Consider the following 20,521-nt stretch of genomic DNA (forward strand, 5'->3'; position numbering starts at 1 on the left):
CTCTCAGGACGTTCGCAGGGTTCAGCGACTCGACGTCACAGCAAGCCGTCCCACATCTGTTCCAGCAGCACCGACCACCAGCTCTCCGGCGAACCGAGCGCCGCCGGGTCGAGGGCGGCCAACTGCGCCTGGAAGTCGACGGTCCAGCGCCCCGCCTGCTCCTGGTTGAGCCCGAAGCGGAGGCGCCACATACGGCCCAGCAGCGCGAGGCTGCGCGTGAACTCGGGCAGCCCCGTGTTCACGAACTGCGGCGGTACGGAAGCGCCGCCGGGCCCCGCCTCCACGGGCACGGCCACGATGTGCGCCGTCCCGTACTGGACACAGATCGCCTTGCCGAAGTCGCTGCCCATGACGAGGTACGAGCCCGCGTCCGCGGACGGCTGAACGCCCCGCTCCTGCGCCAGTTCGGCGAGCGTCGGCACCGGGCGGCCCGGCTGGGCCTGCGCCCAGAAGAACGGGTTCATGTCGACGGGCAGTCCGGCCACCACCAGCGTGTGCGCCACGATCGGCGGCACACCCTGCCGGGACACGGCCGCCTGGTCGAACCGGAACAGCCCCGGTCCGAACGCCGCCGCCAGCTCCTGCCCGATCGCCTCCGGCGGGATCGGCGGCGCGGGCTGCACCGGCGGCAGCGGCGCCCGTACGGGTCCGGGCCGGGCCGGACCGTCCGCGACCTGGTGCAACTCACCCTGGTGCGCGAGCAGTTGGGCCATGCCCTGCTGACGGCTCGCGTGGTCCGTGCCGTACGAGGCGATGCTGGTGATCCGTGCCTGCGGCCAGCTCTCCCGGATCATCCGGGCGCAGTACGCGCCGGGCAGCTCACAGGACTCCAGCTCCGTGTGGAGCTCCAGCACCTGCTGCGGCGGCACGTTCATCGCGCGCAGCTCGTGCAGGATCTGCCACTCCGGGTGCGGGGTGCCCGGCGCCGAACGCCGGATGAGCTGCTGCTCGCTCCCGTCCTGGGCGCGGTAGCGCAGGACCGCCTGGTAGCCGGGGCCGACGGTCGGCTGCGCCTGCTGGGGGTAGCCGTAGGCCGGGGGCTGCTGTCCCGGCATCGGCTGCCCCGGCATGGGCTGCCCGGGGAAGGGCTGCTGACCGGGCGGCGGCATGCCGGGGGCGCCCGGCGGCATCCCGGGGGGCGCCTGGGGCGGCGGGGCCGTGCCCGGGCCACCGCTCGGTGGACCGGACAGCATGGTCTCGGCGTGGTGGACGGCACCGGGGGCGCCTGGGTTGCCGGGAGCCCCTGGCCCACCCGGAGCACCCGGAGCACCCGGAGGCTGTGGCGCGCCGGGGCCGCCCACCGGCGGACCGGCGAGCATCGTCGCGGCATGGTGGACGCCACCGGCGGGCGTACCGCCGGGGTTGTTGGGCGCGCCCGGAGCACCCGGTGCGCCGGGCACACCGGGAGGCTGCGGGGCACCCGGAGTACCGGGCGCGCCAGGAGGCTTGGGCGCGCCGGGCTGGTTCGGGTCGGCGAGCATGGTCGCCGCGTGGTGGACACCACCCGGGGGCGTACCGCCCGGGGTACCCGGAGCGCCAGGGGCACCCGGGGCTCCAGGAGGCTGCGGGGTCCCGGGCCCGCCCGGCCCGTCGGGGCCGAGCTGCGAGACGAGCTGCGTCGGTACGTACCCACCGGCCGGCGTCCCCGGCGCACCGGGACCGGACGCGGGAGCCGCACCACCCGGCCGCGCGCCGGGCGTTCCGGGCGCCCCCGGAGGCGGCGGCGTACCGGCCGCACCCGAACCACGGGCACCGCGCGGCGGAGCCTGCGCCTTGCTGGTGGCGGCGTCGGCGATGTCACCGGCGTTGGGGGGCAACGGCCGCCCGGGCGCACCCGGACCGGCGGGCGGCTGCGGCGGATTGGGCCCGGCGGGCGACTGCGGAGCACCCTGCGGGAAGCCGTACGAGGGACCACCGGGAGCACCCGGAGGCGGCGTACCGGGCGCACCGGGCGGCGGTGCGCCCGCGCCGGAACCCTGCGGATAGCCATAGGACGAAGGTGCCCCGGGCGGCGGCGTACCAGGCGCACCGGGAGCACCGGGCGCACCCGGAGGCGGCGTCCCAGCGCCAGGACCCTGCGGATAGCCGTACGAGGACGGCGCCCCCGGCGGGGGTGTACCCGGCGCACCGGGACCCTGCGGATAGCCGTACGAGGACGGCGCCCCGGGCGGCGGGGTGCCCTGCGGACCAGGCCCGCCAGGGACGGCCGGAGCTCCCGGGCCCCCGGGACCCTGCGGGAACGAGGGCGCGTTCGTGCCGCCCACGGCGGGTGCGACGGCCGTGCTCGGAAGCTGGCTGCCGCCCGAGATCAGCTTGGTCTTGGCCTCGGGTGTCGCGTCGGGCTCCGAGGGCCTGCCACCGGCGCCCGCGTCCCCGACGTCCCTTATCTGCGGCGCGTACACGGTCGCGGGGAGCGGTACCGAACGGTCGTCGCCCGTCTCGGCGTTGGTGTCGGTCCCGGCCCACGGCGTCGCGTCGGCGGGCACCCCGGAACCGCCCGAGGCCTCCCCGCCGGCGGCGGGCCACGACGTACCGCCACCGGGAACGGAGGCTGCCCCCTGGCCACCGACGGGCCCTGGCAACGTCTCGGGAATCGCCCCTCCGGCCCCGGCCCCTCCATGGGCGGGACCGGCAGGACCGCCGGGCGGAACCGCGTCACTGGCGGCGGCAGCGGCGGGACGGGACCCGGCCCCGTCCGACGCCCTGTCCGGAGTCCTGTCGGACGGACGGGGCGAACCGCCGCCCGACGAACCGCCCGACGCCCCGCCGGACGTCCGGTCCCGCCGGTCCGGAATGCCCATCCGGTCCGCCGCCTCCTGGAGCCACTCCGGAGGAGTCAGCAGGAAGGACGTCTGGTTGAGGTCGACGCGCGCGGGAGGCGCGGGCGCCGGATCGGGCGCCGCGTCCGGCAGCCCGTACTCCTCCTCGTACCGGCGGATCACCTCGCCCACCGGCAGCGAGGGCCACAGCGTGGCCTCGCCGCTGTCACGGGCGATGACGAGCCGCTGGGCACCGCCGTCGGACCGCGGTCCTTCGGCCCGGTCCTCGGCCCACACCACGAATCCGAGTTCGAACTCCCGCACCCGCACCTCGCGGTGCTGGTAGCCGGGCACATCCCCGTTGATCCACTCTTCCGCGCGCTCCTGCGCCTGCGCGAAGGTCACCATCGGACGCTCACTCCCCCACCGAAGACACCGCGGACACCGACACAGCCCGCGCGAATCCACCGTCCACCATCAGGTTCGCCACGGTCTCCAGCTCGGGCGGATTGCCCGCGAGCCGGGCCAGGAACTGGTCGAAGTCGTCCCCGCAGGGCAGCAGCAGCCGCTGCACACGCTCCGGGGGCGCCCACAGGTCCTGGTCACGGGCGTCGTCGTACGCGCAGAACCACACGGACCCGACCTTCTCGCCCTTGACCTTCACGGCCAGCAGGCCGCCCTGGACGAAACCGACGCCCAGATAGTCCTTGGTGAGGTGGTCCCGCAGACATTTGTTGACGTACACGAGGTCGTTGACGGCGGCCTCGTCGCGCACGGTGAAGAACGGCTGGTCGACCAGGAGTCCCAGCTCGGCGTCGAGCGCGGCCCCCATCGGGGCGCACCCGCCGGCGGCCTTCAGGAACGACCGGTACGCGCCGGGCAGCCGGTACCCGAGGTCCTCCTCGACGCCCAGCACCTCCTGCTCGGTCACCGCGACGGCCGCCTTGGGCAGCACGAAGTGCGCGGGCCGGGTCTCCTGCAAGGGCCGGGTCCCGCGCTTGTTCTGGTCCACGGCGGCCGTGGCCAGTCCACCGTGGTGGCGCAGAAGCGCCTTCACCTCGACCGGCACCAGCTCCAGCCGCCGGGTCCCCGGCACGTGGTGCCAGGTCCAGCCGTGCGGAGTGGCGACGGACGGGATGGTGTCCCACAGGTCATGACCGTCCGCGGCCATGGCCGCGTTCGCGGACACGTAGTCCGTCAGCCGGAGTTCGTCGACCCCGAAGCCCTCGGGCGGCTCGGCGATCTCCGCAGCGGCACGCGCATAGAACGAGAAGTCGGGATAGCCGCGGTCGTCGACACTCACACCTCTCGGGTGACGCGCCGCCCGGACCGGGTCCGGGAAGTGCACGACCTGCCCGGCGTAGGCCGCGTTCGGCGGCGCGGCTTGTTGCCCGAGCCGACCTGTCGTCATGGCGGTTGCCCCCTGCGGCGTTCTGAAGGATCGCGGATATCGACAGCCTATGCGGTTGAACGACACCGGTCACCGGGCCTCCGGTTCCGTACCGGTCAGCGGGACTCCGGTTCCGTGACCTGCCGTCATCGCGCCGTGACGGTGCGGCGAAGACCGTGCGTGTCGCGACGCCCCAGCTTCCGCACCAGCCACGGAGTTTGGCACTCTGTCGGAGCACCGGGGGATGCGGTAAGGGGAGGAAACAGGACGATGAACTCAACGCAGACAGGCAGGTCTGGTGATCCCAGGGTGGGCTGGAGCAACACCGAGGCGCCAGTCACTCCGACTCTCCTCCACCGCCGTGACGGCATACTTCCGACCATCGCCGCCGCCCTGTCCGTACGGGGCGCGACGCTCACCGGCACGGCGGGCCGGGGCGACCAGCCGCCGCCGCTCCACCCGCTGGTCCGGGACTTCCTCGACACGCTGACGAGCGGACAGCGCGACCGCTTCACCGGCCGCTGCGCCGAAGTGATCCTCATCTCCCGGCACATCACGGCGGTGGACGCGGACCGTTCCAAACGGGCCGCGCGAAAACCCATGACCAACGGAGAGGCCCGCAAGTCCCTCAAGCAGGCCAAACTCACCGCCCGCCGCATCCGCGAGGACGGCGACCCGCTGCACGGCAGCTTCGCGCCACCCTGCCGCTCCTGCACGGCGCTCAGCGCCCACTTCGGCGTACGCATCGTCGATCCGACGGCACCGGGGGACTGAGAAACCCCTCTTCCCCCACACAGGGCGTCACCGGCGCCCCTTGCAGAAGCCGCCGAACCACGGCCGCGGCAGCTCAGACGAACGCGAAGGTCCGATGCACACCGACCGCACCTCTCCCTCCCCCACACCGACCTCGACCCGGTTCTCCGCCGTGGTCGACGCCGCGCTGCGCTCCGCGGGATGGCAGCCGGGACGCTGGGACATAAAGCAGGCCGAGATCTGGGCCGACGCCCTGCGCAGCCACGAGTCACCGGCCGGTCACCGTCACTCGGTGTTCCCGGCGGCGGTCGAGGCCTGGGCGGAGTTCGGCGGTCTCCACGTCCCCGTCACCGCCCCCGGCCGCCAGATCGCCCCGACCCCGCTGCACCTGGACCCCCTGCACGGCCTCCACATGGCCCGCACGCTCGTGGACCTGGGCAGGGCCCTGGACAGCGAAGTGGCCCCGCTGGGCGAGGAGTCCGACACCAGAGCCCTGCTCGCCATCGACGCGGAGGGCCGCACCTACACCCTCGACCACACGGGCGACTGGTACCTGGGCGCCACCATCGACCAGGCCCTGACCACCCTCGTCTCGGGCCTGGAACCGGTACGCCTGACGGCCGGCTGAACCGGCCCGGTCTCACCACGACCGGCGGCCCGACGAACTCGGTCACGGCCGGACTCACCCCGTCCCGGCTCGACCTGGCTCGGCCTCGCTCTGGACTGGATTACTTCCCGGACCGGTCAACCCGAGACCGGTCAACCCCGGACCAGTTCACCCCAGCCGGCCTCACGCCACCCCGGACCGGCTCACGCCACCCCGGTGGCGCTCACGCCTCCGCCGGGATGACCGCCGAGACGCGGAAGCCGCCGGCGTCGGTCGGGCCGGAGACGAAGACGCCTCCGAGGCCCAGGACCCGCTCCTTCATCCCCACCAGGCCGTTCCCCCCGCTGGGCAGCCGTGCGTCGGAGGCGGCGCCGGGCTCGGGCGGGGGGCCGTTCTCCACCTGCATGGCGATCTCGGCACCGCGGTGCGCGACCCGCACCCGGGTCTTCGCCCCCGCCGCATGCTTGTGGACGTTGGTCAGCGCCTCCTGCACCACGCGATAGGCGGTCTGCTCCACCGCCGCCGCGTAGCCCCGGGCGTCTCCCTCCACGAACAGGTCGACGACCATCCCCGCGGCGGCGGACTGCCCCACCAGCTCCTGGAGATCGTCGAGGCAGGGTCCGTCCCCCGTGTCCTCGTCCACGGCCCGGGACGCCGCGGCGGCGGCCGCGACTCCCACCGCCGCGAGCGGCACGGTCTGCATCCGCACGGAGGAACCCCCGTAACCCCCCTCACCCGTACGCAGCACCCCGAGCATCTCCCGCAGCTCGGTCAGCGCCTGCCGGCCCATGTCGCCCACGAGCGAGGCGTTCTTGACGGCCTTCTCGGGGTCCTTGCGCGCAACGGCCTGCAGGGCCGCCGCGTGCACGACCATCAGACTCACCCGGTGCGCGACGACGTCGTGCATCTCGCGGGCGATCCGGGTCCGCTCCTCGTTACGGGCCCACTCCGCCCGCTCCTCGGCCCGCTCGGCCAGCAGCTGCAACTCCCGCTCCAGGGAGTCGGCCCGCTCCCGCAGACTCTCCATCAGCCGCCGCCTGGCCCCCACGTACAACCCGAGCAGAATCGGCGGCGCGGTCATCCCGAGCGAGGTGGTGATGGACACGAAAGGCACGAACCAGTCGCCCACCATCTGCAGGTCGCCCCGCACCATCCCCTGGTGCGCGCGCACGTACGTGACGATGAGCATGCCCACCATCGACATACCGGCCAGCGCCCCGATGATCCGCCGGGGCATCTCGGACGCGGCGAGCGTGTAGAGCCCGACGAGTCCCATCAGGAACCCCATCTGGGCCGGTGTGATGGCGATCGACACCAGCACAACGGCGATGGGCCACCGCCTCCGGAACAACAGCACGGACCCGGCCACGGCCCCGAACACCATCCCGGCGGGCACCGGCACCCCCGCCGCGTCCGCGAAGGGATACCCCTCGATCGCACACTCCACGGCGGACACCAGCGCGAGGCTCCCGTCGAGCACCGCGCTGCGCCACCTCGCCCACCACCACGGCCCGGTCAGGGTCGCGGTGTGGTCTTCCCCCGTCGTGGTCATGCCTCCAGCCTACGGTCGCCCCCCGCCGCTTTTCCGGTGAGTTTCGCGTACTGGCCTACACCACTCGCCGTAATCGAACAGACACGAAACCCGCCGCAATCCGCCGAAAACCCAGAACCACCCCAAGCCGCCCCGGAGTCGCCCCACGCCCGCCCCACACCACCCGACTCCACCCCGACTCCACCCCGGCACCGTCGAAGTACCGTCGCACCGAAGGCACCCGGTACGGCATAGTGTTGGATGTCGACTCGGCAGCCCGACCGGATCTCCGGTCCCGTCGAGTTCCATCCCCCGTGGTGTAATTGGCAGCACTGTGGCTTTTGGTGCCATCTGTCCGGGTTCGAGTCCTGGCGGGGGAGCCCTACTCGAACCGGGTCCCGACCGCACTGTCAGGGCCCGCTCCCATTTCTCCCTCACAACGCCCCGGTATCCTGCGGATGTCCACTCCCCAAAGGCACCCCAGCCATCCGAAGCCGAAGGGCATCCCCGTGAGCGCCAACCGCCCGGCAGCCGTCGTCGTTCTTGCAGCGGGTGAGGGCACCCGTATGAAGTCGGCCACACCCAAGGTCCTGCACGACATCTGTGGCCGTTCTCTCGTCGGCCATGTACTCGCCGCCGCACGCGAGTTGGAGCCCGAGCATCTGGTGGTCGTCGTGGGCCACGCCCGCGAGAAGGTCACCGCGCACCTCACCGACACCGCTCCGGGTGTACGGACCGCCGTGCAGGCCGAGCAGAACGGCACCGGTCACGCCGTGCGGATGGCCCTGGAGGAGCTCGGCGGCGGCATCGACGGAACCGTCGTGGTCGTCTGCGGGGACACACCCCTCCTCAGCGGCGAGACCCTGCGCGACCTCGCCTCCAACCACACCACCGACGGCAACGCGGTCACCGTGCTCACCGCCGAGGTCCCGGACGCCACCGGCTACGGCCGCATCGTGCGCGACGGCGTCTCCGGCGCGGTCACCGCCATCGTCGAGCACAAGGACGCCTCGGAGTCCCAGCGCGCGATCCGTGAGATCAACTCCGGTGTCTTCGCCTTCGACGGACAGCTCCTCGCGGACGCGCTCGGCAAGGTCCGCACCGACAACAGCCAGGGCGAGGAGTACCTCACCGACGTCCTCGGCATCCTCCGCGAGGCCGGGCACCGCGTCGGCGCCTCCGTGGCGGGCGACCACCGCGAGATCGCCGGCATCAACAACCGCGTCCAGCTCTCCGAGGCCCGCCGCATCCTCAACGACCGGCTGCTGGAGCGGGCGATGCTCGCCGGCGTCACCGTCGTCGACCCGGCCTCCACCTGGATCGACGTCACCGTCACCTTCGAGCAGGACGCGATCGTGCACCCCGGCACCCAGCTCCAGGGCGCCACGCACCTCGCCGAGGGCGCCGAGGTCGGCCCCAACTCCCGCCTGAAGGACACCAGGGTGGGCGCGGGCTCCCGGATCGACAACACGGTCTCCGACGGCGCCGAGGTCGGCCCCCAGGCGAACGTAGGTCCGTACGCGTATCTCCGCCCCGGCACCCGCCTCGGGCTGAAGGCCAAGGTGGGTACGTACGTGGAGACGAAGAACGCCTCGATCGGCGAGGGCACGAAGGTCCCGCACCTCTCGTACGTGGGCGACGCGACGATCGGCGAGTACACGAACATCGGCGCCGCGAGCGTCTTCGTGAACTACGACGGCGAGGCCAAGCACCACACCACGGTCGGGTCGCACTGCAAGACGGGTTCGGACAACATGTTTGTGGCGCCTGTCACGGTCGGGGACGGCTCCTACACCGCCGCGGGCTCCGTCATCACGAAGGACGTGCCGCCCGGTTCACTGGCCGTCGCCCGGGGCCAGCAGCGGAATATCGAGGGCTGGGTGGCCCGGAAGCGTCCGGGAAGCGCGTCCGCGAAAGCGGCGGAGGCGGCTGCCCGGGAGTCGGCCGACGAAAGCTGACCGGAAAGCGGTGGGTCGGACTCGGCGTACCGTGATAGATGCACACCCGCACACCCAGCTGGGACCGCATCTGAGAACACATCTCAACATCCAGCTGAGACACCTCTGAGGAGACAGTGCTGTGACCGGGATCAAGACGACCGGCGAGAAGAAGATGATGTTCTTCTCCGGCCGCGCCCACCCCGAGCTTGCCGAGGAGGTCGCCCACCAGCTGGGTGTCGGGGTCGTCCCGACGAAGGCCTTCGACTTCGCCAACGGCGAGATCTACGTCCGCTACGAGGAGTCGGCCCGCGGCGCCGACTGCTTCCTCATCCAGAGCCACACCGCTCCGATCAACAAATGGATCATGGAGCAGCTGATCATGATCGATGCTCTGAAGCGGGCCTCCGCCCGGAGCATCACCGTGATCATGCCCTTCTACGGTTACGCCCGGCAGGACAAGAAGCACCGCGGACGTGAACCGATCTCGGCCCGTCTGATCGCCGACATGATGAAGACGGCCGGCGCCGACCGCCTTCTGACGGTCGATCTGCACACCGACCAGATCCAGGGCTTCTTCGACGGCCCGGTGGATCATCTGTTCTCGCTGCCGCTGCTCGCGGACTACGTGGGCCACAAGGTGGACCGCTCCAAGCTCACGGTCGTCTCGCCCGACGCCGGCCGCGTGCGCGTGGCCGACCGCTGGTGCGACCGCCTGGGCGCGCCCCTGGCGATCGTGCACAAGCGCCGCGACAAGGACGTCGCGAACCAGGTCACGGTCCACGAGGTCGTCGGTGACGTCGAGGGCCGGGTCTGTGTCCTGGTCGACGACATGATCGACACCGGTGGCACGATCTGCGCCGCCGCGGACGCCCTGTTCGCGCACGGCGCGGAGGACGTCATCGTGACGGCCACGCACGGTGTGCTCTCCGGTCCGGCCGCCGACCGGCTGAAGAACTCCAAGGTCAGCGAGTTCATCTTCACGGACACGCTGCCCACCCCGGGCGAGCTGGAACTCGACAAGATCACCGTGCTGTCGATCGCGCCGACGATCGCCAACGCGGTGCGCGAGGTCTTCGAGGACGGCTCGGTGACCAGCCTGTTCGACGAGTAGACGGGAAACAGGTCCACCGGTCCCGCGGGGCCGCGTAGATCGATTTCTTGTACGGCCTCCCCGCCCCGTAAGCTGTCACAGTTGCTCGGCGAGGGAGGCCGCACTCTTTGGTGCGGCGGTCCGTTATCGACGCGCTCTTCGTAGCAGGCCGATGTTTTGGCCGGGTGACCACCTTCCCCTTCTGCTCTACGAGGAGTGACCATGGCCGACGTCAAGCTCGCCGCCGAGACCCGCACCGAGTTCGGCAAGGGTGCCGCCCGCCGCATCCGCCGTGAGAACAAGGTTCCCGCGGTCGTCTACGGCCACGGCGCCGACCCCGTCCACATCACGCTCCCGGGCCACGAGCTCCAGCTCGCCCTGCGTACCCCGAACGTCCTGCTCACCCTGGACATCGAGGGCAAGACCGAGCTGGCGATCCCGAAGGCCGTCCAGCGCGACGCCATCAAGGGCTTCCTGGAGCACGTCGACCTGCTCACCGTGAAGCGCGGCGAGAAGGTCACCGTCGAGGTCTACGTCCACACCGAGGGCGAGCTGGCCCCGGGCGCCTTCCTGCTTGAGCACGTGCTGAGCACGCTGACGGTCGAGGCCGAGGCCACGCACATCCCCGAGTCGGTCACCGTGTCCATCGCGGGCCTGGAGGCCGGTGCCTCCATCCTCGCCAAGGACATCCCGCTCCCCGAGGGCACCACGCTGGTCATCGACGAGGACGCCGTCGTGCTCCAGGTCCTGGCCGCCCAGGCGGAGGAGCCCACCGAGGACGCCGCGGGCGACGAGGCCGCCGAGGCCTGATCCCGCACCGGATCACCGTGCGCCGGCCGCCGCTCCCGAGGGGGCGGCGGCCGGTGCGTGTCCTTGATCCGGACAGCCCGTCGATCGAGGACCCATGGGAGACACGGACGTGACCACGGAACCAGGCGCCCCCTGGCTGATCGTGGGGCTCGGCAACCCCGGCCCCGAGTACGCCAGGAACCGCCACAACGTGGGCTTCATGGTGGCCGACCTCCTCGCCGAGCGGATCGGCGGGAAGTTCAAGCGGGCCGGCAAGGCGCAGGCCCAGGTGATCGAGGGGCGCCTCGGCCCGCCGGGACCGGCGAACCGCCGGGTGATCCTGGCCAAGCCGATGTCGTACATGAACCTGTCGGGCGGCCCGGTCACGGCCCTGCGCGACTTCTACAAGGTGCCGACGGCGAACATCGTCGCCGTCCACGACGAACTCGACATCGACTACGGCGTGCTGCGGCTGAAGCTCGGCGGCGGCGACAACGGCCACAACGGTCTGAAGTCGATGACGAAGTCGATGGGCCCGGACTACCACCGCGTCCGTTTCGGCATCGGCCGCCCGCCGGGCCGTATGCAGGTCGCCGACTTCGTCCTCAAGGACTTCTCCGCGGCGGAGCGCAAGGAACTGGACTACTTCGTGGACCGTGCCTCGGACGCGGTGGAGGCTCTGGTGATCGAGGGCCTGGAGCGGGCCCAGTCGACGTACAACTCCTGAGAGCTCCGGCCGGCCGCTGAGAAACCCGGCGGGCCGCCGGAAGGTCCGCACAAAAGGTCCGTACAACGCGGGACTTGTCCCCCCACGGAGCCCCACCGGAGTTGACCGAGCGCAGGGTCATGGCCAAAGATCGCCGCCATGCCTGCCCTCGCCTCCCGTCAGAACGCGTTCGCGGCGCTGCGGTTCGGGCAGCTCGCGGCGATGGGTACGGTCGCGGCGCTGATCCTGATCGCGGGCGTCTGGGCCTCCTGGGGCACCGCCCAGCACGTAATGCTCACCAAGGGCCGTGAGCGCGGCACGATGACGGTCGCGCGATGCGCCGACGACCGCTGCACAGGCCCGTACCGGCCGGTGTCGGAAGGATCCACCGCCCGCGACCGGGTCGTCCTCGACAGCGAGGTCGCGGTGGACAAGGGCCGCACCTACACGGTCGCCGTGAAGCCCGGCAGCGACGAGGTCGTACGCACGGGCACCGGCGGACTCCTCTACGCCTGGGCCCCGCTCGGCGGCGCACTGCTGCTCGCCTCGATGGTGGTAGCGGGCGGCCTACGCCTGCCCCGCCTCGCCTGGGCCTTCGGCGGCGCGGGCCTGACACTGCTCACGGCGGCCTTCGTGACCCTCTGAGGCCTGGCAGCGGGCCCGCGGTCCCCCGAGCCCCAAAGGGGCGCGGGGAACTGCGCGACCAGCCCAACGGACTCGCAGCGACCCACCGGCCGCAGCGGACCGCTTCCCGACGGAGTCAGCCCGTGTTGCGCAGACCGGCCGCCACGCCGTTGACCGTCAGGAGCAGGGCCCGCGACAGCAGCGGATCCGGCTCCTCACCGGCCGCCGCCGCGTCGCGCTGCCGCTTCAGCAGGGCGACCTGGAGGTACGAGATCGGGTCCAGGTACGCGTCACGGATGGTGAAGGTCTGCTTGAGCACCGGGTGGGCGTCGAGGAGGCCCGGCTCGCCGGTGATGCGGAGCACCTCGCGCACGGTCAGCTCGTGCTCGGCCCGGATGGTCTCGAAGACGTGCTTCAGATCGTCCGGGACCAGAGTGTCGACGTAGTGCCCGGCGATCCGCAGGTCCGTCTTCGCCAGCGTCATCTCGACGTTGGAGAGGAAGTTGCGGAAGAAGTGCCACTGCTCGTGCATCTCCTCCAGCACGCTGTCGAGACCGGCCTCGCGCAGTGCCTTCAGACCGGAGCCGACGCCGAACCAGCCGGGCACGATCTGCCGGGACTGGGTCCAGCCGAACACCCACGGGATGGCGCGCAGACCGTCGAGCGAGACGCCCGAGCCGGGGCGGCGGGAGGGCCGCGAGCCCAGGTGCAGGTCGGCGAGCTGGTCCACCGGCGTGGAGGCGAGGAAGTACGTCGGAAGGTCCGGGTCCTCGACCAGCCTGCGGTAGGCCGCGTGGGCGGCGTCGCTGACCACGTCCATGGCCGCGTCCCAGCGGGCGAGCGCCTCGTCGGACTGGCGGGGCGAGGTGTGCAGGGCGGACGCCTGCAGCGTGGCCGCGACCGTGAGTTCCAGGTTCTCCCGCGCGAGCGACGGCACGAGGTACTTGTCGGAGATGACCTCGCCCTGCTCGGTCACCTTGATCTCGCCCTCCAGCGTGCCCCAGGGCTGGGCGAGGATCGCGTCGTGGGACGGACCGCCGCCACGCCCCACCGTGCCGCCGCGGCCGTGGAAGAGCCGCAGCCGTACGCCGTACCGGTGGGCGACGTCACGCAGCCGCCGCTGCGCCCGGTGGATCTCCCACTGCGAGGTCGTGATGCCGCCGAACTTCGACGAGTCGGAGTACCCGAGCATGACCTCCTGGACGTCACCACGCAGCGCCACGAGCCGCCGGTAGGACGGGTCGGACAGCATGTCCTCCAGAATCGTGTCCGCTGCCTTGAGCTCGTCCGTCGTCTCCAGCAGCGGCACGATGCCGATCTTCGCCCAGCCGGCGTGCAGATCGATCAGCCCGGCCTCGCGGGCCAGCACCGCCGCGGCGAACACGTCGTCCGCGCCCTGGCACATCGAGATGATGTACGACTCGATCACCTCGGGTCCGAACACCCCGAGCGCCCGCTTCACGGTCTCGAAGACACCGAGGGTCTTCTCCCCGGCCGCGTCCAGCGGTGCCGGGGTGGGCCCGAGCGGCCGCCGGGACCGCAGCTCCTTGGCGAGCAGCTTGTGCCGGTACTCGCGCGGCATGTCCTCGTACCGCCACGACTCCTCGCCGAGCCGGTCGAAGAGCTGCCCGAGCGCCTGGTGGTGGGCGTCCGCGTGCTCCCGTACGTCCATGGTGGCGAGCTGGAGGCCGAAGGCGGCGAGCGTGCGGATCGTACGGTTCATGCGGCCGTCGGCGAACAGCGCGCCCCGGTGCTCGCGCAGCGAACTCTGGACGAGGGTCAGGTCCTGGAGCAGCTCGGCGGTGCCGAGGTAGTCCCGGCCGTCCTCGTGCGGGGTGCCCTTGGCGAGGCGCTGCTTGGTGTTCTCCAGCTTCTGCCGGATGCAGGTGGCCTTGAGCCGGTAGGGCTCCTCGGCGTTGAGGCGCTTGTAGCGGGGACTGATCTCCGGAAGCAGCTCCAGATCGGTCCGCAGGGAGTCCAGGAGCTCCTCGGTGGCACCCGTGTAGCGGATGGAGTTCGACAGGAAGCCGCGCAGTTCGTCGATCAGCTCCAGCGCATCGTTGATGCCGTGCTCGTGCTGGAGGATCAGGACGTCCCAGGTGACCTGCGGGGTCACGTTCGGGTTGCCGTCGCGGTCGCCGCCGATCCAGGTGCCGAAGGTGAGCGGGCGGGTCTCGACAGGCAGCGTCACCCCGACGCGCTCCAGCTCCGCCGTCAGGTCCTCCAGGACGTCCCCCACGGCGCCGGCGTGCAGCTCGTCCAGGTAGTAGATGGCGTTGCGGGCCTCGTCGGCGGGCTCGGGACGCACCACGCGCAGCTCGTCCGTCTGCCAGACGAGGTCGATGTTCTCGGCCAGACGGGTGTCGTAGCGACGCCGGTCCGCCTCGATGACGGGCGTCTCCAGCAGGGCGGCGATCCGGCGCAGCTTGTTGAGGACCGAGCGCCGGGCCGCCTCGGTGGGGTGCGCCGTGAAGACCGGGCGGACGTTCAGGTGCTGCACGGTCGTGCGCAGGTGCTCGGGGTCGGCGTCCTTGAGCCGGTCCGCCGTGCGGGCGAGCAGTCCGCCCTCGGCGGCCCGCCTGGCGCGCAGCTCGCGGCCACGGTGCACCTGCTCGGTGACGTTGGCCAGGTGGAAGTAGGTCGAGAAGGCGCGGACCAGCTTGGCCGCGGTCTCCAGTTCCGTGCCGCGCAGCAGCTCGGCGGCGGCCTCACCGTCCTCGCGGGTGAGACGGCGGACCTTCTCGACCAGCTCCAGAAGCTCGGGCCCCTCCTGACGTACGAGGGTCTCGCCCAGCAGATCGCCCAGGCGGCGGATGTCGGCGCGCAGCTCACTGCCGGTTGTCGTGGTCTGGTCGTCGGCACTGCTCACAGGTGCGGCTCCTTGCAGTGTTGAAGCTCGTCTGGAGGGGAACCCGTCACCTTGGCGGCGGGCGCGCATCGGCGACGGGGCATCCGGGAATGAAACAGAGCGGACCGCGCTGTCCGACCGACCTTAAGGATAGGTGTCCATACGGACGCGCAGTCTCTCGGGCTCTTGCCGCCGGGCGAGGCACTGCCATACTTACGACGCCGTAGGTTACGGAACCGTAGGCGCGGTTTCCGGCAACCCGGCAGGCGCGATTACCGGCCACTCTCACAACCCTCGACCCCACAGGGGACGCTCCCATGACCACGAGTTCCGATGTGATCGATGACGCCCCCGAGGCGAACAACGACGACACCGCACTCCCCTCCGCCACGCTGGGCGGCGAGAAGAAGCGCTCGATCGAGCAGATCACCCTTCTCCTCTTCATCACCGTCCCGTTCCTCGCCGTGCTCGCGGCAGTGCCGCTGGCCTGGGGCTGGGGCGTGAGCTGGCTGGACCTCGGCCTGCTGGTCTTCTTCTACTACCTCGGCTGCCACGGCATCACGATCGGCTTCCACCGGTACTTCACCCACGGCGCCTTCAAGGCGAAGCGACCGCTGCGCATCGCCCTCGCGATCGCGGGCTCGATGGCCGTCGAGGGCCCGCTGGTCCGCTGGGTGGCCGACCACCGCAAGCACCACAAGTTCTCCGACGCCGAGGGCGACCCCCACTCGCCGTGGCGCTTCGGAGAGACGGTCCCGGCGCTGATGAAGGGCCTGTGGTGGGCCCACATCGCCTGGATGTTCGACGAGGAGCAGACACCGCAGGACAAGTACGCGCCGGACCTGATCAAGGACAAGGCACTCCGTACGATCTCGCGCCAGTTCCTCCTCTGGGCCGGACTCTCCCTGGCACTCCCGGCGCTGATCGGCGGCCTGGTGACGATGTCCTGGTGGGGCGCGTTCACGGGCTTCTTCTGGGGCTCGCTCGTCCGGGTGGCGCTGCTGCATCACGTCACCTGGTCGATCAACTCGATCTGCCACGCGGTGGGCAAGCGCCCCTTCAAGTCGCGTGATCGCTCGGGCAACGTGTGGTGGCTGGCGGTCCTCTCCTGCGGAGAGTCGTGGCACAACCTCCACCACGCCGATCCCACCTCCGCCCGGCACGGCGTGGAGCGCGGCCAGGTGGACTCCTCGGCCCGCCTGATCCGCTGGTTCGAAATGCTCGGCTGGGCGTACGACGTGCGCTGGCCGTCACGCTCACGTATCGATTCCCGCCGCAACCCGGACGGGAAGGGTTCCCGACGCAAGGCGGAGACCGCCGACGCGGCATGATTGACGGCGTGGCCGACTCCAGCACACCCAGCAATGAAAAGCCGCGGCGCGCCCGCCGCACCCGGATGACCGGTGCGGAGCGGCGGGCCCAGTTGCTGGAGATCGGCCGCACCCTCTTCGCCCAGAAGGGCTTCGAGGCGACATCGGTGGAGGAGATCGCGGCCAAGGCCGGCGTCTCCAAACCGGTGGTCTACGAGCACTTCGGCGGCAAGGAGGGCCTGTACGCGGTGGTCGTGGACCGAGAGATGCGCCGCCTGCTGGACGGCGTGACGAGCTCACTCACCGCAGGCCACCCACGCGAGCTCTGCGAACAAGCAGCTTTCGCCCTCCTCGACTACATCGAGGAGTACACGGACGGCTTCCGCATCCTGGTCCGCGACTCCCCCATCCCCCAGTCCACAGGCTCCTTCGCATCCCTGATCTCGGACATCGCGACACAGGTGGAGGACATCCTGGGCCGCGAGTTCAAACGCCGCGGCTTCGACCCGAAGCTCGCCCCTCTCTACGCCCAGGCCCTGGTCGGCATGGTCGCCCTCACCGGCCAGTGGTGGCTGGACGTCCGCCGCCCCAAGAAGGCCGAGGTGGCAGCCCACCTCGTAAACCTGGCCTGGCACGGCCTGGACGGCCTGGAGGCCAAGCCACGCCTGATAGGGCGCCGGAAGTCGTAGCAGGCTCTACGCCGGGAACGCACGAGTCCGCACACCTTCCCACCGAACGAGTTGAACCAAGCGACCGCAGGCTCGACTTTGCGATACCTATGTGCCCATGACTGAGATTGCGATCAGCGCGGCTGGCTCCCAGCTCGGTGATCTGGTCCGCCGGGTCGCTCACAGCAGCGAGACCATCGCCCTCACCGACCATGGTCACGTGGCCGCTCTCCTCGTATCACCGCAGGTGGTAGAGGATCTCGAAGACGCCCTGGCAGTCGCCGACTATCAGCGACGCAAGGCTGAGGGAACGCTTGAACCCGGTATCCCCCTGGAAGAGGTGCGCAGGCGACCGGGGCTCGAACAGTAGTGACCTACAAGATCACCTTCGAGCCGCACTCCCTGAGGGCCGGCTCCAGGAACTCCAGCCGATTGCCCACCGGGTCCTCGGAGTAGAAGCGGCGGTGCCCCGGAAGGCTGTCGTCCCAGGTCACCGCCACTCCCCATGCGGCGAGGCGGGCCGCGTACGCCTCGATCCCCGCGGCCCGCGGGCGGCTACCCCTTCCGGGCGACGACGAACAGCCGCCGGAACGGAAGTACCGTCCCGTACGGAGCCGACGGGTAGGCCTTGCGGAGAAGATCGCGGTACTCCTCGACGAAGGTGTCCCGCGCCTCGGGATCGTCCGCGAGGGCGGTGAGAGCGGGCCGCAGCCCCGTGCCCTTGGACCAGTCGAGTACCGGGTCCTCGCCGAGCAGGAGCTGCATGTAGGTCGTCTCCCAGACGTCCACCGCGCACCCAAGACGGGCCAGTCGGTCCAGGTAGAGGAGCGGCGGATGGACGGAGTCCGTGTGGCGGAGGACGCCGTCGAGGTGGCCCTTCCAGCGGGCGGACGCGGCGAGTTCGCGCATCAGGGCGTGCAGGGGCGCATCGATGTTGTTCGGGACCTGAAAAGCGAAGGTCCCGCCGGGGGCCACCGCGTCGAGCCAGCCGGGGAAGGCGTCCAGATGCCCCGGCACCCACTGCAGTGCCGCGTTGGAGACGATCAGGTCGTACGTCTCCGTGGGCGCCCAGTCCGTGAGGTCCGCGTGGGCGAAGTCCAGCCGGCCACCCCCCGCCGTGGGCCCCGCGTGCTCAGCCGTCCTGGCCAGCATCTCCGCGGAGTTGTCGTACCCGGTGATGCGCGCGCCCGGCCACCGCTCGGCGAGCTGGACGGTCACGTTGCCCGGACCGCAGCCCAGATCGGCGACACGCGCCGGGTCGCCGGGCAGCGCCGGCACCCGCGCGAGAAGCTCCGCGAAGGGCCGGGCGCGGTGCTCCGCATGGCGCAGATACTGGCCCGGGTCCCAGGTGGGTGTGGTGGTGGCAGGCATGAGGCCTCCTCGAAGTCACGATCGACGCCGCACCCGACGTCCCCAAGGAACTCCAGCCTCACACCCCCACTCTCTTGACGTCAAGAGACTTTACGTCAAGAGACTTCATGTCGACACAACCACTACACTGATCGCCATGGAGGACGAGGTCGATCGGCTGGTCGCTGCGTGGCGTCGGGAGCGCCCTGACCTCGACGTGGAACCGCTCGAGGTACTCAGCCGCGTGAGCAGGCTCGCCAGGCATCTGGACCGCGCACGCCGGATCGCGTTCGCCGAGCACGCCCTGGAGCCCTGGGAGTTCGACGTCCTGACGGCGCTGAGGCGCGCGGGGACCCCGTACCAGCTCTCCCCCGGCCAGTTGCTCACCCAGACGCTCGTCACCTCGGGCACGATGACGAACCGCATCGACCGGCTGGCGAAGAAGGGCCTGGTGGAGCGCCTCCCCGACCCCAGCGACCGCCGCGGCGTGCTCGTACGCCTCACCGAGGACGGCCGCGACCGCGCGGACCAGGCACTGTCCGGACTTCTCGACCAGGAGCGCGCGATCCTGGCGGAACTCAGCAGGGCCCAGCGCGGTGAACTCGCCGGGCTGCTACGCCAGTTGACCGCCCCGTTCGACAACATCCCCGGCTAGGTCGACGGGCCCGACCCCGGCCCGGCGGGCGAGCGCCACTGCGGCGAGGGTCGAGTGCACGCCGAGCTTTCCCAGCACGTTCTGCATGTGCGTACGGACGGTGTGCGGCGAGAGGAACAGGCGCTCGGCGACGGCCTTGCGCCCCAGCCCCGCAACCATGCACCGCAGCACTTCCCGCTCCCGCGGAGTCAGCGACTCCACCAGGCGCTCGCTCTCCGTACGGTGCTTCCGCGCGGCGGTCAGCTCACGCAGCACGCCGGTGAGCAGCGCGGGCGGCAGATGCGTCTCGTCCCGCAGCACGCCCCGGATGACGGTGAGCAGCCGGGACAGCGAGCAGTCCTTGGCGACCCAGCCCGAGGCACCGGCCTGCAGGGCGAGCGCCGCGCGACGCGGGTCGTCCTTCTCGGCGAGCACGACCGTACGGACGGTGGGCTGGCCCGAACGAACGCCCGCGACCAGCGAGATGCCGTCGACCAGGCCCTCTTCGTTGTTGTCGTGGACGGGTACGGCCGGGCGGGCGCCCGGCACATTGCCGCCCAGGTCTGCGTCGACGAGGAGCACGTCGAATCTGCGGCCTTCGGCGGCCGCCCGCTCCAGGCAGCGCAGCGCGGCGGGACCGCTGCCGGCCGCGGAGACATCGACATCGGGCTCGGCGGCCAGGGCGGCGGCGAGCGACTCGGCGAAGATACGGTGGTCGTCGACGACCAGGACACGGATGCGAACCACTGAAACCCCCACTGCTCGGGGGACGGCCGACGCAGGTACGGCGCCCGGAGATCCCGAACTCCTACGCTCGGAAAACGGGGTGCCGCAGCCGCACGGCCGCCGCCGTGCTGGAACTGCTACCCCCACTCCGGGCGTCGTACCCGACTGTCTCGCCCCCTGATCAGCACCGGCCCCCACCGGTGCTGCTCATCAGAGTACGGCCGGGCAGCAGGAGCGGAAGGTGATTTGCAGAACTGATTGGCCAGCGCGTTTATGGTGAGCCGTATGTTTCGTATTGAGACAGAAGTCGACAAAGAGCGTAGTCAATTCCTGCGTTCACGGCTACGGGACGCGAACATCGCTGCGTCTCCCTTGTTGCGTTCTCTGCGCGGAACCCCTGGTGAACGGGAAGTTCCGCTCCAGGTATGGGCGTTGGATCCGGGCGGGGAGGTCGTGGGAGGGCTGATCGGGCACGTCTGGGCTACGTGGCTCCATGTGCAGTACCTCTGGGTCGACGAGCGCCATCGGGGCTCCGGCCTCGGTTCACAGCTCCTGTCCCGGGCGGAACATCTGGCCCACTCGTCCCATGGGTGCGTCAGCGCGCGGCTGGAGACGTGGGACTTCCAGGCTCCCGAGTTCTACAAGAAGCACGGCTACGAGGTGGTGTGCGTGATCCCGGACTATCCCCCGGGGATCACGGAGTACACCCTGACCAAGAGCCTCCCCTGACCAGCAGTTCCTCGCCCCCGCCGCCCCTACCCATTCCCGTCCCTTTTCGGGGGCGCTGCCCCCGAAC

Annotated in this window: 18 protein-coding genes, 1 tRNA gene and 1 pseudogene; 13 read left to right on the plus strand and 7 right to left on the minus strand. The window is 71.0% G+C overall.

The annotated features are described in order from the left end of the window. Window positions 1-35: 35 nt before the first annotated feature. Window positions 36-3,167 (minus strand): SUKH-4 family immunity protein, encoded by a 3,132-nt coding sequence (locus ACZ5VQ_RS47635; RefSeq protein ID WP_469110473.1) that lies wholly within the window; start codon window positions 3,165-3,167, stop codon window positions 36-38. Window positions 3,168-3,174: 7 nt separating this feature from the next. Continuing rightward, entirely contained in the window at window positions 3,175-4,170 is a 996-nt protein-coding gene (locus tag ACZ5VQ_RS47640; RefSeq protein ID WP_469110474.1) for an SMI1/KNR4 family protein, read from the minus strand. A gap of 249 nt (window positions 4,171-4,419) precedes the next feature. Here ACZ5VQ_RS47640 and ACZ5VQ_RS47645 point away from each other — a divergent pair, with 249 nt between their 5' ends. Continuing rightward, window positions 4,420-4,923, plus strand: coding sequence for a YwqJ-related putative deaminase (locus ACZ5VQ_RS47645; protein ID WP_200396417.1), 504 nt, complete (start codon window positions 4,420-4,422; stop codon window positions 4,921-4,923). A gap of 94 nt (window positions 4,924-5,017) precedes the next feature. After that, on the plus strand, window positions 5,018-5,530 hold the full coding sequence (locus tag ACZ5VQ_RS47650; RefSeq protein WP_469110475.1) for an SUKH-3 domain-containing protein: 513 nt from the start codon (window positions 5,018-5,020) through the stop codon (window positions 5,528-5,530). Between the two features lie 202 nt (window positions 5,531-5,732). Here the strand turns inward: ACZ5VQ_RS47650 and ACZ5VQ_RS47655 are convergent, their stop codons facing one another. Continuing rightward, window positions 5,733-7,061 (minus strand): sensor histidine kinase, encoded by a 1,329-nt coding sequence (locus ACZ5VQ_RS47655; protein ID WP_362087053.1) that lies wholly within the window; start codon window positions 7,059-7,061, stop codon window positions 5,733-5,735. 287 nt (window positions 7,062-7,348) lie between these two features. Here ACZ5VQ_RS47655 and ACZ5VQ_RS47660 point away from each other — a divergent pair. The 6 genes from ACZ5VQ_RS47660 (at window position 7,349) to ACZ5VQ_RS47685 (ending at window position 12,210) form a co-directional block, all read left to right on the plus strand. Beyond that, a tRNA-Gln gene (locus ACZ5VQ_RS47660) sits at window positions 7,349-7,420 on the plus strand. Window positions 7,421-7,549: 129 nt separating this feature from the next. After that, window positions 7,550-8,998 carry a bifunctional UDP-N-acetylglucosamine diphosphorylase/glucosamine-1-phosphate N-acetyltransferase GlmU gene (gene glmU, locus ACZ5VQ_RS47665; protein WP_469110476.1) on the plus strand — a complete coding sequence of 483 codons (1,449 nt, stop codon included), beginning with the start codon at window positions 7,550-7,552 and terminating at the stop codon, window positions 8,996-8,998. A 121-nt stretch (window positions 8,999-9,119) separates the two neighbouring features. Then, a complete protein-coding gene (locus tag ACZ5VQ_RS47670; protein ID WP_055617955.1) occupies window positions 9,120-10,091 on the plus strand; it encodes a ribose-phosphate diphosphokinase in 972 nt (323 codons plus the stop codon). Between the two features lie 201 nt (window positions 10,092-10,292). Then, entirely contained in the window at window positions 10,293-10,880 is a 588-nt protein-coding gene (locus ACZ5VQ_RS47675) for a 50S ribosomal protein L25/general stress protein Ctc (protein ID WP_469110477.1), read from the plus strand. A gap of 94 nt (window positions 10,881-10,974) precedes the next feature. Further along, on the plus strand, window positions 10,975-11,586 hold the full coding sequence (gene pth / locus ACZ5VQ_RS47680) for an aminoacyl-tRNA hydrolase (RefSeq protein WP_469110478.1): 612 nt from the start codon (window positions 10,975-10,977) through the stop codon (window positions 11,584-11,586). Window positions 11,587-11,724: 138 nt separating this feature from the next. Beyond that, the gene (locus ACZ5VQ_RS47685; RefSeq protein WP_469110479.1) at window positions 11,725-12,210 is read left to right on the plus strand and encodes a hypothetical protein; all 486 of its coding nucleotides are present in this window, start codon (window positions 11,725-11,727) and stop codon (window positions 12,208-12,210) included. 115 nt (window positions 12,211-12,325) lie between these two features. Here ACZ5VQ_RS47685 and ppc read toward each other — a convergent pair whose 3' ends face one another. After that, a complete protein-coding gene (gene ppc / locus ACZ5VQ_RS47690) occupies window positions 12,326-15,058 on the minus strand; it encodes a phosphoenolpyruvate carboxylase (RefSeq protein WP_469110480.1) in 2,733 nt (910 codons plus the stop codon). 296 nt (window positions 15,059-15,354) lie between these two features. On the opposite strand from ppc, the gene ACZ5VQ_RS47695 reads away from it, so the two are divergent. The 3 genes from ACZ5VQ_RS47695 to ACZ5VQ_RS47705 all read left to right on the plus strand — a co-directional run bounded on the left by ACZ5VQ_RS47695 (window position 15,355) and on the right by ACZ5VQ_RS47705 (window position 17,385). Beyond that, window positions 15,355-16,368: an acyl-CoA desaturase gene (locus tag ACZ5VQ_RS47695; protein WP_469110481.1), complete on the plus strand. Its 1,014-nt coding sequence runs from the start codon at window positions 15,355-15,357 to the stop codon at window positions 16,366-16,368. Further along, a complete protein-coding gene (locus ACZ5VQ_RS47700) occupies window positions 16,365-17,036 on the plus strand; it encodes a TetR/AcrR family transcriptional regulator (RefSeq protein WP_055617961.1) in 672 nt (223 codons plus the stop codon). Before ACZ5VQ_RS47695 ends, ACZ5VQ_RS47700 begins: the two co-directional genes overlap by 4 nt. A gap of 97 nt (window positions 17,037-17,133) precedes the next feature. After that, window positions 17,134-17,385 carry a type II toxin-antitoxin system Phd/YefM family antitoxin gene (locus tag ACZ5VQ_RS47705; protein ID WP_469110482.1) on the plus strand — a complete coding sequence of 84 codons (252 nt, stop codon included), beginning with the start codon at window positions 17,134-17,136 and terminating at the stop codon, window positions 17,383-17,385. A 4-nt stretch (window positions 17,386-17,389) separates the two neighbouring features. On the opposite strand, the gene ACZ5VQ_RS47710 is transcribed toward ACZ5VQ_RS47705, so the two are convergent. Next, window positions 17,390-17,695, minus strand: a complete 306-nt coding sequence (locus tag ACZ5VQ_RS47710) for a VOC family protein (RefSeq protein ID WP_469110499.1) — start codon at window positions 17,693-17,695, stop codon at window positions 17,390-17,392. Further along, window positions 17,637-18,386 (minus strand): annotated as a pseudogene (locus ACZ5VQ_RS47715) (trans-aconitate 2-methyltransferase); the annotation flags it as partial. The gene ACZ5VQ_RS47710 and the pseudogene ACZ5VQ_RS47715, both read right to left, overlap by 59 nt. A gap of 136 nt (window positions 18,387-18,522) precedes the next feature. Between ACZ5VQ_RS47715 and ACZ5VQ_RS47720 the strand changes: the two are divergent. Continuing rightward, window positions 18,523-19,020 carry a MarR family winged helix-turn-helix transcriptional regulator gene (locus tag ACZ5VQ_RS47720; RefSeq protein WP_469110483.1) on the plus strand — a complete coding sequence of 166 codons (498 nt, stop codon included), beginning with the start codon at window positions 18,523-18,525 and terminating at the stop codon, window positions 19,018-19,020. On the opposite strand, the gene ACZ5VQ_RS47725 is transcribed toward ACZ5VQ_RS47720, so the two are convergent. Next, complete coding sequence (locus ACZ5VQ_RS47725; RefSeq protein ID WP_055617965.1) at window positions 18,979-19,746, minus strand: LuxR C-terminal-related transcriptional regulator; 768 nt, start codon at window positions 19,744-19,746, stop codon at window positions 18,979-18,981. The genes ACZ5VQ_RS47720 and ACZ5VQ_RS47725 overlap by 42 nt on opposite strands. 252 nt (window positions 19,747-19,998) lie before the next feature. Between ACZ5VQ_RS47725 and ACZ5VQ_RS47730 the strand changes: the two genes are divergently transcribed. Beyond that, window positions 19,999-20,454 carry a GNAT family N-acetyltransferase gene (locus ACZ5VQ_RS47730; RefSeq protein WP_469110500.1) on the plus strand — a complete coding sequence of 152 codons (456 nt, stop codon included), beginning with the start codon at window positions 19,999-20,001 and terminating at the stop codon, window positions 20,452-20,454. Window positions 20,455-20,521 lie beyond the last annotated feature (67 nt).

The sequence above is a fragment of the Streptomyces sp. NPDC033178 genome (genome assembly GCF_055577685.1).

Excerpts from the sequence above, each read along its gene's own strand:
- ACZ5VQ_RS47675 (WP_469110477.1), top strand. The coding sequence starts at position 10,293 with ATGGCCGACGTCAAGCTCGCCGCCGAGACCCGCACCGAGTTCGGCAAG.
- ACZ5VQ_RS47685 (WP_469110479.1), top strand. The coding sequence starts at position 11,725 with ATGCCTGCCCTCGCCTCCCGTCAGAACGCGTTCGCGGCGCTGCGGTTC.
- ACZ5VQ_RS47655 (WP_362087053.1), bottom strand. The coding sequence starts at position 7,061 with ATGACCACGACGGGGGAAGACCACACCGCGACCCTGACCGGGCCGTGG.
- ACZ5VQ_RS47650 (WP_469110475.1), top strand. The coding sequence starts at position 5,018 with ATGCACACCGACCGCACCTCTCCCTCCCCCACACCGACCTCGACCCGG.
- ACZ5VQ_RS47645 (WP_200396417.1), top strand. The coding sequence starts at position 4,420 with ATGAACTCAACGCAGACAGGCAGGTCTGGTGATCCCAGGGTGGGCTGG.
- pth (WP_469110478.1), top strand. The coding sequence starts at position 10,975 with ATGGGAGACACGGACGTGACCACGGAACCAGGCGCCCCCTGGCTGATC.
- ACZ5VQ_RS47700 (WP_055617961.1), top strand. The coding sequence starts at position 16,365 with ATGATTGACGGCGTGGCCGACTCCAGCACACCCAGCAATGAAAAGCCG.
- ACZ5VQ_RS47705 (WP_469110482.1), top strand. The coding sequence starts at position 17,134 with ATGACTGAGATTGCGATCAGCGCGGCTGGCTCCCAGCTCGGTGATCTG.
- ACZ5VQ_RS47695 (WP_469110481.1), top strand. The coding sequence starts at position 15,355 with ATGACCACGAGTTCCGATGTGATCGATGACGCCCCCGAGGCGAACAAC.
- ACZ5VQ_RS47720 (WP_469110483.1), top strand. The coding sequence starts at position 18,523 with ATGGAGGACGAGGTCGATCGGCTGGTCGCTGCGTGGCGTCGGGAGCGC.
- ACZ5VQ_RS47635 (WP_469110473.1), bottom strand. The coding sequence starts at position 3,167 with ATGGTGACCTTCGCGCAGGCGCAGGAGCGCGCGGAAGAGTGGATCAAC.
- ACZ5VQ_RS47640 (WP_469110474.1), bottom strand. The coding sequence starts at position 4,170 with ATGACGACAGGTCGGCTCGGGCAACAAGCCGCGCCGCCGAACGCGGCC.
- ACZ5VQ_RS47730 (WP_469110500.1), top strand. The coding sequence starts at position 19,999 with ATGGTGAGCCGTATGTTTCGTATTGAGACAGAAGTCGACAAAGAGCGT.